Here is an 11501-nt window from a genome sequence, read left to right on the forward strand (position 1 = left end):
GGGGGAGGATTGGGAGGCTCTCGATCACTTCCGCTTGCCCTTGCGGACGCCTTTCAAACCGCCGGCGGGCCGTCCGCCGTTGCGAGGCTTGGGGCCGCCGGGGCGGTTCTTGCCGCGCATGGGAGGGCCGTCGCCGCCGCGTCCTCGCACGCCATAGCGCGGGGCGGGGGCGTTGGGATCGCGGGCTTCGGGTTCGCTGAGCATTTCGAACACCAGGCCGCCGGTGACGGGCGTGGCCTCCATCAGCTTGACCTCGACCATCCGGCCCAGCGTGAACCGCTTGCCGGTGCGTTCACCGACCAGGGCATGGGCGCGGTCGTCGTGGGTGAAATATTCGCTGCCCAGGGTCGAGACGGGCACCAGGCCGTCGGCGCCCGTTTCGTCCAGCCGGATGAACAGGCCGAACCGGGTCACGCCTGTGATGCGGCCGGTGAAGGTCGCGCCGACATGCTCCTCCAGATAGGCGGCGATGTAACGGTCCATTGCGTCGCGTTCGGCCGCCATCGACCGGCGCTCGGTCATGGTGACGCCCTCGGCGATGGCGGGCAGTTCGGCGATCTCGCGGTCGGTCAGCCCGTCCTTGCCCAGCCCCAGCGCCCGGATCAGGCCGCGGTGGACGATCAGGTCGGAGTAGCGCCGGATCGGCGAGGTGAAGTGGGCGTAGCGGTCCAGGTTCAGGCCGAAGTGGCCGATGTTCTCAGGGCTGTAGATCGCCTGCATCTGGCTGCGCAGGACAACCTCATTGACCACGTCGGCGTGTTCGGTGTCGCGCGTCTCGTCCAGCAACTTGTTGAACCGTTTGGTCGTGCCCGGCTCGCCCTTGTTCCACGGCTTGCCGATGGTGGACAGGAAGTCAGCCAGGTTGAAGATCTTCTCTTGGCTGGGCGTGTCGTGGATGCGGTAAATGAGCGGCGTCTTCTTCTGCTCCAGCGTTTCGGCGGCGCAGACATTGGCCTGGATCATCATCTCCTCGATCAGCCGGTGCGCCTCCAGCGAGGCGCGCTTCTCAATGGAGGCGATGCCGCCATCCGGGGCCATGCGGATGCGGCGTTCGGCCGATTCGATCTGCAGGGGGCTGCGCTTCAGACGACCCTTCAGCATCGTGTGGTAGGCGTTCCACAGCGGATAGAGAATGGCCTCCATGATCGGGCCGGTGTCGTCGTCCGTTTGCCCGTCGATGGCGGCCTGGGCCTGTTCGTAGCTGAGCTTGGCGTGGGACCGCATCAGGCCGCGCACGAACTTGTGGTCGGTCTTTCGGCCGTCCTTGTCGAAGACCATCCGCACGGCCAGGCAGGCGCGGTTCTCGCCCTCCTTCAGGCTGCACAGGCCGTTCGACAGCACTTCCGGCAGCATCGGTTCGACGCGGTCGGGGAAATAGGTCGAGTTGCCCTTGTCACGCGCCTCGCGGTCCAGATGGGTTCCGGGACGGACATAGGCGGCGACATCGGCGATGGCGACCCAGACGATCCAGCCGCCTTCGTTCTTCGGATCCTCGTCGCGCGCCGCATAGACGGCGTCGTCGTGGTCGCGCGCATCGGCGGGGTCGATGGTGATGAAGGGCACCTCGCGCAGGTCCTCGCGCCCCTTCAGCGTCGGCAGGGCCTGATCCTCGGCCTCGCGTTCGACCGCCTCTGAGAAGCCGGTCGGGACGCCGTGGGCGTGGATGGCGATCAGGGAGGCGGCGCGCGGGTCGTCCTCCTTGCCGATATGTTCCAGGATCTTGCCGCGCTTGGGCCCATAGCGCTGCTCGCCCTTTTCGATGGCGGCCAGGACCAGGTCGCCGTCGCGCAGGTCGCCGGACTGGGCCTGGGGTACCAGCAGCACGTCCTTGGAGCGGCGGTCGACCGGCTCGACGCGGGTCTCGCGCGCCGACTTGCGGATGACGCCCAGGACGCGGTTGGACCCGACGTCCAGCTTCTTGATCAGCCGGGCTTCCCAACCCTCGTCGCCGCGCTGGAACTTGACCAGCACACGGTCGCCCAGGCCGGGGGCGGTACCGGGCTTGGACTTGTCGGGCATCAGCAGGGCGCGCGGGGCGTCGGCGCTGGCCTCGACCAGGCGGACGTACAGTTCGCCGTCGCCGTCGCGTTCGATCACGTCGGCCACGCCGACGGGGGGCAGGGCGCCGGCCTCGGAAAAGCCCTTGCGGCCGCGCTTGCCCAGCCGGCCTTCTTCTTCAAGCTCGCGGATCATTTCGCGCAAGGCCCGGCGGTCGCTGCCCTTCAGCCCGAAGTGGCGCGCGATATCGGTCTTCTCGGCTGATCCGGCCTCGCGCAGGAAGGCGAGGAGGGTGTCTTTGTCGGGGAGACCGGCGGGCGGCCTCTGGGTGGGTTTGGTCAAATCAGTCTTTCATTTCGCCGGCGGTGTCGGCGGGATTGATGCAGTCCAGGTTCAGCAGGCTTGCCGCCTGCGCCATGGGATGATCCAGCGTGATGAGGCGTGCATTCAGCCGTCTGGCTGCGGCGATGTGGATCGCGTCGGGGGTTCGAAGTTTCAGGTCAAGACGACGCACGAGACCGCAGGCGTCTTCGACGTCGGTATCCAGAATCGCGACACGGTCGCCGAATATGTCGATCCAGTCGTCCAGACGCTGGAGCAGGGTCGTCACCTCGGCTTCAGAACGGCGTCCCATTCGCACCAGACCGGAAATTGCGGCCGAACATTCCGCGAGGCACAGGGTGCTGACGCTGATCGTCTGATCATGGCGACGCATGAAGCGCTCGACGTACTCGGCAGACGGTTCGTTGAGTAGAAGCGCCAGCAGGGCGCTAGCGTCAAAATAGAAGCTCATACGCCTTCGTCACGCATCTGACGGATCAGATCGGCAGCCGAAATGTCGAGCGGAGGCAGCGCCTGGCGGCGTTTCGTGAAATCGTCGATTAAAGCCAGTCTTTGTTCGCGAGACATAGGCGTGCGCTCGGCGGGCAGGGAACGGATTTCCGCGACGGGCTTGCCGTGACGGGTGATGATCACCTTCTCGCCCTCGATGGCCCTGTCGAGCAGGCGGGGCAGGGTGTTTTTGGCTTCGGCGACGCTGTAGGCAGCCATGAAGTCTCTCCGAATATAGCCATAACTATAGCTATTCTTGGCTGCGTTCGCCAGATGCGGCCCCATGAGTGCGTTTGAACCTTCGGTCCCGGTCAAATCTTGCTTAAGTTGACCGAGTGAATGCGGGGCTTCAGCTTCCGCCGTCCCCGAATGGAGTCTTCGATGTCCCTGCATGCCCCCGCCCTGAGCGCGACCGTGAAGTCGCCGCTGGATCTGATCGGCAAGACGCCGATGGTGGAGGTGACGAAGATCGACACCGGCAAGTGCCGCCTGCTGCTCAAGCTGGAGTCCCAGAACCCCGGCGGTTCGATCAAGGACCGGATCGCCGTCGAGATGCTGGATGCGGCCGAGAAGGAAGGCTGGCTGAAGGCGGGCGGCGCCATCGTCGAGGCGACAGCTGGCAACACGGGCCTGGCGCTGACGCTGGTCGGCCGGGCGCGGGGTTATAAGGTGCTGCTGGTCATCCCGGACAAGATGTCCAAGGAAAAGATACAGCATCTGCGGGCCATGGGCGCCGATGTTCGCCTGACACGTTCGGACGTGCCGCACGGACACCCCGAATATTACACCGACATGGCCGAGCGGCTGGCCCAGGCCATTCCCGGCGCCTATTACGTCAACCAGTTCGCCAACGCCGCCAACGCCGAGGCCCATGTGAAGACGACGGGGCCGGAAATCTGGGCGCAGACGGGCGGCGACATCGACGCCTTCGTCGCCGGCATCGGCTCGGGCGGCACCATCACCGGGACGGCGCGCTTCCTCAAGAGCGTGGGCTCCAAGGCGCAGATCATCCTGGCCGATCCGGTCGGTTCGACCCTGGCCGGCATCGTCAACAACGGCGTGCCGGGACCGGAAGGCGGCTATACCGTCGAGGGCATCGGCCAGAACTTCGTGCCCGATACGGCGGACATGAGCCTGATCGACAAGGCCTATTCCATCCCCGATGCAGAGGCGATCGCCACCGCGCGCGAGCTGCTGCTGAAGGAAGGCATCCTGGCCGGCTCGTCGTCGGGCACCCTGATCGCCTCGGCCCTGCGCTGGTGCCGCGAGCAGACGGAAGCCAAGACTTGCGTCACCTTCGTCTGCGACACCGGGGCCAAGTATCTGTCGAAGGTCTATAACGACGCCTGGCTGGCCGATCAGGGGTTGGGCGAGCGCGAGCTGCATGGCGACCTGTCGGACCTGATCAACCGCAAATACGAAAAGGGCGACGTGGTCGTCGCCGGGCCGGACGACACTCTGGACACCGCCTTCAAGCGGATGAAGGGCGCCGACGTGTCCCAACTGCCGATCATCGAGGACGGCCGGCTGGTCGGCATCCTGGACGAGAGCGACCTGATCCGCATCATGAACACCGACGAGATCACGCGTAAGGAACGGTTCGCCAAGCCGGTGGCCTCGGCCATGACGCGCGATCTGGACACGGTTCAGGTCAAGGAGCCGCTGGACGCCCTGATCCCCGTGTTCGACCGCGACCGCGTCGCCATCGTGCTGGATGGCGAGAAGTTCGTCGGCCTGATCACCCGCACCGACCTGATCAACCACCTCAGCCTGAACCGGTAAGAACCATGGCCGACAAGAAAAACAGCCAAGGGTTTTCCACCCGCGCCATCCATGCCGGACAGCACCCCGACCCGACCACGGGTGCGGTGATGACGCCGATCTACGCCACCTCGACCTATGCCCAGGAAAGCCCGGGCGTGAACAAGGGATACGAGTATGCGCGGGGCAAGAACCCGACGCGGGAGGCGTTCGAGGCCTGTATCGCCGATCTGGAGGGCGGCACGCACGGGTTCGGCTTCGGCTCGGGCATGGCGGCGACCTCTACGGCGCTGGAGCTGCTGGACGCGGGCGATCATGTCGTCACCGGCGACGACCTGTACGGCGGCTCGTGGCGGCTGTTCGAGCGGGTGCGTCGGCGCACCATGGGGCTGGACTTCGCCTATGTGGACCTGAGCGACATCGCTGCGGTCGAGGCGGCGATCACGCCCAGGACGAAGATGCTGTGGGTCGAGACGCCCACCAACCCGCTGATGAAGCTGGCCGACATCGCCGCCCTGTCCAAGGTGGCCAAGGCGCACGGCCTGCTGCTGATCGTCGACAACACCTTCGCCACCCCCTTCTGCCAGCAGCCGCTTAGCCTGGGCGCGGACGTGGTCATGCATTCGGCGACCAAATATTTGAACGGCCATTCGGACATCATCGGCGGGGTTCTGGTGACGGCCGATCCCGATCTGGCGACACGGATCAAGTTCCTGCAGAACTCGGTCGGGGCGATCATGGGGCCGTTCGACGCCTTCCTGGCCAACCGGGGACTGAAGACCCTGGCGCTGCGGATGAAGGCGCACTGCGAGAACGCCCTGACCGTCGCGCGCTGGTTGGAGACGCGCGAGGGCGTGGCCCGAGTCGTCTATCCCGGCCTGGTCGCCCACCCTCAGCACGAGTTGGCTGCGCGCCAGATGAGCGGCGGTTACGGCGGGATGGTGACGGTGATCCTGGAAGGCGACCTGGAGCGTACGAAGCGCGTGCTGGAGCAGGTCGAGGTCTTCACCCTGGCGGAGTCGCTGGGCGGGGTCGAGAGCCTGGTGAACCACCCTGCGATCATGACCCACGCGAGCGTGCCCAAGGAGGTGCGCGAGGCGGGCGGCGTGACCGACAACCTGATCCGGCTATCGGTCGGGGTCGAGAACGTCGAGGACCTGATCGCTGATCTGGATCAGGCCCTGGGCTGACCCTCGTCGTCCATTTTCAGGGCGACGAAACTGCCTTCGAACCGGCCCGCGGCCTGACCGTTTTCGGTCAGGGTGGCCGCGATCGTGATGCGCGCCTTGCCGCGACGCTGAAACATGGCGACGAAGCGGGGCCAGTCGTCGGGTGAGGCCAGCACGGCGGTTGACTGGAACGCGCCTGCGATGGGCTGATCGTAGTGGACGGTGTTCGACTGGATCACCAGCCGCGCCTTCAGTCCCTCGTATGTGAGTTTGGTGTGAACCAGCGACCAGGCCGAGAGGATGGCGAGGGCCGAGGCGCTGCCGCCGAAGACGGTATCGCGATGATTGATGTTGGGCGCCAGCGGCGCCTGAAGCGTGAGGGCGTCAGCCGTCATGGCCGTTACGCTGACCTGCATCGCGCGAGACAGCGGGATATGATCGTGGAGATAGGACTGGAGGGCGTCAGCGGTCATGACGCCTTCTAGCAACCCTGTAGGCTATGCGGCCAGCCGGGAGTCGATTCGCCTTAGCTGGAAGGTAGGGCGGTCTGGTGGCCGGTGACGGGCGGCAGCTTCTTCTTGGGAGCGGCGCGCTTCACCGGCGCCTTGGCGGCCTTGGGCAGGGCGGCGCGGCGGGCGATCTCGGTGTCGATCACAGGCAGGATATCAGCGGCGGCCATCACTTGCGTCGAGGCGCCGGTTTCGGCCAGGCGCGTGGCGTTGGCGCGCAGGCTGTTGAGGTCGGCGTCGGTCATCGTCGGGATTTTTTCGGCGAGGGTCGTCATGGGTCACGTCCTGATGGAACGGGCTTCAGGGCCGGCGCGCGAGGCGCCAGCCCTTTAGCTGATTGAAGGCGATCTCGACCACGACGCGGTCGCCCAGCAGGGATAGGCCTTTAGGCGAACCGAGCGAGGGCAGGACCGAGACGACGTGGCCGTTGTCCAGGCGGACCTTGCGGCCGCCAAGAGGCAGGTGCTTCGTCACGACACCATCAAAGGCGATGGCATGCGTGTTGAGAAGCGTGTCCTACTCTGCCGCCGTAAGGCGACCGGCGGATTCCTTGCCGGAGCGCGAGTCGCGTTCGATTTCGTAGGAAATCTTCTGGCCTTCGTTCAGCGAACCAACGCTCGACGTTTCGACGGCCGAGGCGTGGACGAAGACATCCTTGCCGCCGTCATCGGGAGCGATGAAGCCGTAACCTTTGGTGGGGTTGTACCATTTTACAGTGCCGGTAGCCATTTGGAGACCTCCGTCTGGCGTTGACCGCAGGGAGGGATCCCTGGTCGGCCTGTCGGGTCTGAATGGGATCGGCTTTTGGACCTCGGTGCGTGATGCAAAGGGAGCAGCGGCGTTACGCAGAGAGATCGACGCGCTTAACATGGGGAGCCGACGGCCGTTGCGCAAGGGGCGGCTTGTCAGAAGGCGTAGGCGACCTGGGCGACCAGGGCGTCTTCATATTGTTCGCCGAAGGTATGGGCGTCGGTGTCGTAGTATCGGACATCCACGTCGATGGCGTCTGTGAGGGCGTAGGTCAGGCCAGCGTTCCAGCCGGTGTAGTCAGGTGCGCCGTTCTGCTCGCGGCGACCGAAGGCGGCCGTGCCCTCCAGGCGGTTGGTGAAGTCCCAGCCGATGCGGCCCTCGACCCAGGTGAAGCTGTCGGTCGAACCGGGAGCGTCGGGCGAATACTGGACCTGGAGCCGCGCGCTCGCCGGACCGATGGAGCGGCTGACGTTGCCGGTCAGCTCCACGCCGACCTCATCATAGCCCGCCTGGGCGCCGACGCGCTGCTTGTAGACCGCGTTGAAGTCGAAACGGTAGCCGAAGGCCTCGGGTTGGTAGCCGACCACGAACTCGGCTTCGATGTTGGAGCCGCCCGCCTGGATCGTTTCGAAGCCGGGGCCGGCGTAGAACAGGCCGTTCTCGCTTTTCCAGGTCGCCGAACCGAAGGCGTAGCCGTCGTTACCGGACTTGGACGCATTCTTGGAGCGGTTGTCCGTTCCGGCGCCCAATTCGAACGACCAGGCGTCCCTCGCGGATTGACCTGAGGCGGATTGGGCGACCGCAGGGTTGACCAGAGCGACGGCGGCGAGGGCGGCGAGGGCGGTGGTGCGGATCATGCGGGCTCCAACGCGCGAGATGCGGTTCGGCGCCGCCCTTTAGCGTGCTCCGGCCTTGATGGCGAATTCGGCCGTGGCCTGATCGAACTCCTGTCGCAGGCGCGTCACCAGTTCGGCGGTCGGCAGGACGTCGTGGATCGCGCCCGCGCCTTGCCCTGCGGACCAGACGGTCTTCCAGGCCTTGGCCTCGTCGCCCATGTCCAGCTTGTGCTCGGGCAGGTGTTTCGGATCGATCCCGTTGTCGATCAACGACTTGCTCATGAAGTTGGCCGGGATGCCCGAGACCGCCGGGGTGTGGACGATGTCGGTCGAGCCGCTGTCGATCACCATCTGCTTGTAGGCAGGCGGGGCCATGGCCTCGGTCGTGTTGATGAAGCGGGTGCCCATATAGGCGAAGTCGGCGCCCAGCATCATCGCGGCCGCCACGTCCTGACCCGTGGACAGGGCGCCCGACAGGATGATGGTTCCGGTAAAGAAGCTGCGGACCTCGTTGACCAGGGCGAACGGGTTGATGATGCCCGCGTGGCCGCCCGCGCCGTTGGCGACCAGGATCAAACCATCGACGCCCGCCTCGGCCGCCTTGCGTGCATGGCGGATGTTGGCGATGTCGTGGAAGACCTGACCGCCATAGCCGTGAACCGCATCGACCACGTCGCGCACGGCGCCCAGCGAGGTGATGATCAGCGGCACCTTCTCCTCGACCGACACCATCATGTCGGCCATCAGACGGGGATTGGTCGGGTGGACGATGTGGTTGACGCCGAAGGCCGCGGCCTCAGGCTTCAGCCGGCCCTTGATCTCGTGAATCCAGTCGCGATAGCCCTCGGTCGTGCGCTGGTTCAGCGACGGGAAGGTGCCGATCACCCCCGCATTACAGGCCTCGACCACCAGGTCCGGGCCTGAGACCAGGAACATGGGCGCCGAAATGATCGGCAGGATCAGACCTTTTTGCAGCGAAGCGGGAATGGCCACGGGCGTCTCCTGGAGTTTTCTTTCGCTACGCTTAGCGGGCTGTCGCCGGGGAAGGCAATCGTCAGCGCGGCGGTGCGTTGAAAGGCACGCCGACCGTGAACGTCCTGTCTTCGTCGCTCGGGCCGAGCGACGCCGGATTCAGACGACCGCGTCGCACGACTCGGATGCCAGCCTGCCCGAAGCCGAGGTTCGGCGGCGTTTCCTCGACGACGCTGCAAGAGGTCGGAACCCCGGCCGTCGTCGCAGTGCAACGAACGTCCACCCTACCGCTGATGCGCTTGCGCAGAGCTTCGGGAGGAAAGTCGGCGGGCATTGGCCGGGGTTGAACGGACCAGTGCATAGTCTGCGCGGCTTCGGCTTGTGGAGGTGCAGCGGGCGAGGTCTGCGATGGTAGGACGACCATAAGAGCGGCGAGGATGGAAAGGGTCATTGCTGGATCCAGGCAAGATTTCAGACTCGGCAGCGAAAAACAGAGTCTCAATCGTCTCAAATCGGGGGTGACATTGCACTTGTACGAGGAAATGGAGTGCAAAATGCAATGAAGTGCAATTGGGCGGCGGTGTTGGTCTCCGAAAAACAGTTCAGGTCAGTCCAAGGTTTTCGGCCTTCTAGTTGAAACCGCCCATCATACGGGCGCTTGCGGGGACGGTAGGTTGATTGACGCTGCTGGTCATCAGGGCTTTGAAATAGCGAAGGAAATTTTCTGGAAATGGGATGGGGCGCAAGATGTCGTTCCTTCTCCCAGTGGGAGAGGGCTAAAACACTAAACCACTGGAAATACACAGCATTTTCTGCTACAGCATTCCTACACGATGTATGAACGTCACGGCAGATCAATGACTTAGCGCCGCGATGTGCACGAAATCTGCACGACGATGGAGGCTGTCATGGCGTTTGTCACGGACAAGGAAGAACTAAAACCCGGCCTGGTCATCTTCCGGCGGGGCGATTTGCAAAGCCGGGATTGGTACTGCCGCGTTCGCCTGCCGAAGGCGACCCGCTACAAGACCATCGCTTTGAAGACGCCGGACATCACTACGGCGCGCACCTTGGCCTACGATCACGAAAGCGAAGTCCGCTTTGCGCTGAAGCGTAATCTGCCGGTGTTCAACCGCCCGTTCTCCGCCGTGGCGAAGGACTATATCGCGGAGCAGAGACTACGCGCGCAGCGTGGCGAGATCACAATGGGCCGCGTGAAGCTCATCGAATCTGTCGTGAAGAACCAGCTCAACCCCTATGTCGGCAAGACCCAGATCGATCTGATTGCTCTGGATCGTTGGCAGAACTATCCGTCCTGGCGGCGGTCGCTCAGCCCTGGCCGTATGACCCGCCACGGCAACGTGCGTCCGATGACGGGTGCCGAACGCGATGCTGCCAAGGCCCTCGCCGATGACAAGGCGAAGCAGAAAGGGGGCGCGATCGGCAAGCAAACTGCGGAGACCCAGGAGTCCGAAAACACGGACTGGATCATCGTCAGTGACGCCACCATCCGGTTCGAGATGAAGATCTACCGCGCCATCATCAATGACGCCGTTTCCAAACAGGAGGCCCCACCTCATCACCGTATCGAGGGGATGCCAGCGCTTGAGAAGCAGCGCCGGGATGCGTTCTCGCTGGAGGAATACCGCCGCCTCCATACCCACGCCCGCACCAAGTGGGTCGATGCCGCAAAGACCGAAACCGCCCTCTGGTATCGGGCCATGGTTTATCAATTCGTCCTGATCATGTGCAACACGGGCATGCGGCCGTCCGAGGCCCGCAACCTGCGTTGGCGCGACGTGATGGAGGCGACAGACAAGAACGGCCAGCCGGTCACCGTGTTATCCGTGCGTGGCAAGGGCAAGTCGCGCCAGCTTGTCGCGCCGAGCAGCAATGTCGGAAAATATCTGGACCGCATCCGCGCCATCGCGGTGAGTACCGCGCCAGAGGCCCCGGTGTTCAGCAGTGCGACCGGCACGACCGAGCGCACCCTCTATAAGGCCTTCATCGCTGACCTTCTCAAAGACGCCAATCTGCGCGTCGGACCTTCCGGCATTCTGCGCTCGACCTATTCGTTCCGGCACACCTACGCCACCATCCGCCTGACCGAGGGTGTCAGCGAACTGCTGCTAGCCGAGCAGATGGGAACGTCGGTGCAGATGATCCAGGAGCATTACGGCCACGTGGACACGATCAAACACGCCGATCTAGTGTTGCAGGGCATGAGCGACTGGGAGCCGCAGGAGTTGGCGGCCCCGACAGACGCAAAGCAAACCGTCCAGATCAAACGGAACGCGCGGGCGAAGATCAACACCGAGCCGCGCAAACCTCATTGATGTCCCGCCCGTCGCCGCCGAGGATCACGCGCCGAGTTCGGTGCGCCGCTGGTGGCGAAGGGCTGGTCTGTGCCTCTGCCATACGTCCGATGCGCAGCCTGCGCCCTTGATCGGCCGTATGGCGAAGCAGGCCGGTGGAACAAGCCGCGTCGAGTTCGATGCGGCCCGCCGGCCTGCGTCTTCCGCCGCTTCCCCCCGCGCGCCGTGGCGCTTGTCAATCGGCGTCTAAAAGGGACCCCCTATCGGCGTGCAATAGGGACCCCCTTTTGGGGTTCGTGATGGACGTCACGAGCGCACCGCTTGCGAGGGTTGGGGCGTAGGGAGGGCGTAGCCCGACCG

The 11501-nt window shown here is 64.7% G+C and carries 13 protein-coding genes; 3 read left to right on the forward strand and 10 right to left on the reverse strand.

Translation table 11 applies throughout. The annotated features are described in order from the left end of the window. Positions 1-24: 24 nt before the first annotated feature. The 3 genes from rnr to WC597_RS16790 are packed head-to-tail and all read right to left on the reverse strand — an operon-like array spanning position 25 to position 3048. Positions 25-2340 (reverse strand): ribonuclease R, encoded by a 2316-nt coding sequence (gene rnr / locus WC597_RS16780; RefSeq protein WP_372695171.1) that lies wholly within the window; start codon positions 2338-2340, stop codon positions 25-27. Between the two features lies 1 nt (position 2341). Continuing rightward, the gene (locus WC597_RS16785; protein ID WP_372695173.1) at positions 2342-2791 is read right to left on the reverse strand and encodes a type II toxin-antitoxin system VapC family toxin; all 450 of its coding nucleotides are present in this window, start codon (positions 2789-2791) and stop codon (positions 2342-2344) included. Next, on the reverse strand, positions 2788-3048 hold the full coding sequence (locus WC597_RS16790; protein ID WP_372695175.1) for a type II toxin-antitoxin system Phd/YefM family antitoxin: 261 nt from the start codon (positions 3046-3048) through the stop codon (positions 2788-2790). The genes WC597_RS16785 and WC597_RS16790 overlap by 4 nt, the downstream gene beginning before the upstream one ends. A 162-nt stretch (positions 3049-3210) precedes the next feature. On the opposite strand from WC597_RS16790, the gene WC597_RS16795 reads away from it, so the two are divergent. Next, positions 3211-4611, forward strand: coding sequence for a pyridoxal-phosphate dependent enzyme (locus WC597_RS16795; RefSeq protein WP_372695177.1), 1401 nt, complete (start codon positions 3211-3213; stop codon positions 4609-4611). 5 nt (positions 4612-4616) lie between these two features. Next, a complete protein-coding gene (locus WC597_RS16800) occupies positions 4617-5780 on the forward strand; it encodes a cystathionine gamma-synthase (RefSeq protein WP_372695179.1) in 1164 nt (387 codons plus the stop codon). On the opposite strand, the gene WC597_RS16805 is transcribed toward WC597_RS16800, so the two are convergent. The 7 genes from WC597_RS16805 to WC597_RS16835 all read right to left on the reverse strand — a co-directional run bounded on the left by WC597_RS16805 (position 5765) and on the right by WC597_RS16835 (position 9277). Continuing rightward, positions 5765-6232 (reverse strand): thioesterase domain-containing protein, encoded by a 468-nt coding sequence (locus WC597_RS16805; RefSeq protein ID WP_372695181.1) that lies wholly within the window; start codon positions 6230-6232, stop codon positions 5765-5767. The two genes, WC597_RS16800 and WC597_RS16805, sit on opposite strands and share 16 nt — an antisense overlap. 53 nt (positions 6233-6285) lie before the next feature. Continuing rightward, complete coding sequence (locus tag WC597_RS16810) at positions 6286-6543, reverse strand: hypothetical protein (RefSeq protein WP_135195276.1); 258 nt, start codon at positions 6541-6543, stop codon at positions 6286-6288. A 25-nt stretch (positions 6544-6568) separates the two neighbouring features. Further along, a complete protein-coding gene (locus tag WC597_RS16815) occupies positions 6569-6742 on the reverse strand; it encodes a hypothetical protein (protein WP_167762545.1) in 174 nt (57 codons plus the stop codon). Between the two features lie 42 nt (positions 6743-6784). After that, the gene (locus WC597_RS16820) at positions 6785-6997 is read right to left on the reverse strand and encodes a cold-shock protein (protein ID WP_008260450.1); all 213 of its coding nucleotides are present in this window, start codon (positions 6995-6997) and stop codon (positions 6785-6787) included. Positions 6998-7173: 176 nt separating this feature from the next. Then, positions 7174-7875, reverse strand: a complete 702-nt coding sequence (locus WC597_RS16825) for a TorF family putative porin (RefSeq protein WP_372695184.1) — start codon at positions 7873-7875, stop codon at positions 7174-7176. Between the two features lie 39 nt (positions 7876-7914). After that, positions 7915-8847, reverse strand: coding sequence for an NAD(P)H-dependent flavin oxidoreductase (locus WC597_RS16830; RefSeq protein WP_372695186.1), 933 nt, complete (start codon positions 8845-8847; stop codon positions 7915-7917). A 61-nt stretch (positions 8848-8908) separates the two neighbouring features. Next, complete coding sequence (locus WC597_RS16835) at positions 8909-9277, reverse strand: TonB family protein (RefSeq protein WP_372695188.1); 369 nt, start codon at positions 9275-9277, stop codon at positions 8909-8911. A gap of 457 nt (positions 9278-9734) precedes the next feature. On the opposite strand from WC597_RS16835, the gene WC597_RS16840 reads away from it, so the two are divergent. Continuing rightward, complete coding sequence (locus WC597_RS16840; RefSeq protein WP_372695190.1) at positions 9735-11162, forward strand: tyrosine-type recombinase/integrase; 1428 nt, start codon at positions 9735-9737, stop codon at positions 11160-11162. Positions 11163-11501: the final 339 nt, after the last annotated feature.

The organism is Brevundimonas sp. (assembly GCF_041648115.1).
Classification (GTDB): Bacteria; Pseudomonadota; Alphaproteobacteria; order Caulobacterales; family Caulobacteraceae; genus Brevundimonas.

Bases quoted from the DNA above. Each gene is read 5' to 3' on its own strand.
- WC597_RS16785 (WP_372695173.1), bottom strand. From the start codon at position 2,791: ATGAGCTTCTATTTTGACGCTAGCGCCCTGCTGGCGCTTCTACTCAAC.
- WC597_RS16825 (WP_372695184.1), bottom strand. From the start codon at position 7,875: ATGATCCGCACCACCGCCCTCGCCGCCCTCGCCGCCGTCGCTCTGGTC.
- WC597_RS16795 (WP_372695177.1), top strand. From the start codon at position 3,211: ATGTCCCTGCATGCCCCCGCCCTGAGCGCGACCGTGAAGTCGCCGCTG.
- WC597_RS16835 (WP_372695188.1), bottom strand. From the start codon at position 9,277: ATGACCCTTTCCATCCTCGCCGCTCTTATGGTCGTCCTACCATCGCAG.
- WC597_RS16805 (WP_372695181.1), bottom strand. From the start codon at position 6,232: ATGACCGCTGACGCCCTCCAGTCCTATCTCCACGATCATATCCCGCTG.
- WC597_RS16840 (WP_372695190.1), top strand. From the start codon at position 9,735: ATGGCGTTTGTCACGGACAAGGAAGAACTAAAACCCGGCCTGGTCATC.
- WC597_RS16790 (WP_372695175.1), bottom strand. From the start codon at position 3,048: ATGGCTGCCTACAGCGTCGCCGAAGCCAAAAACACCCTGCCCCGCCTG.
- WC597_RS16810 (WP_135195276.1), bottom strand. From the start codon at position 6,543: ATGACGACCCTCGCCGAAAAAATCCCGACGATGACCGACGCCGACCTC.
- WC597_RS16800 (WP_372695179.1), top strand. From the start codon at position 4,617: ATGGCCGACAAGAAAAACAGCCAAGGGTTTTCCACCCGCGCCATCCAT.
- WC597_RS16820 (WP_008260450.1), bottom strand. From the start codon at position 6,997: ATGGCTACCGGCACTGTAAAATGGTACAACCCCACCAAAGGTTACGGC.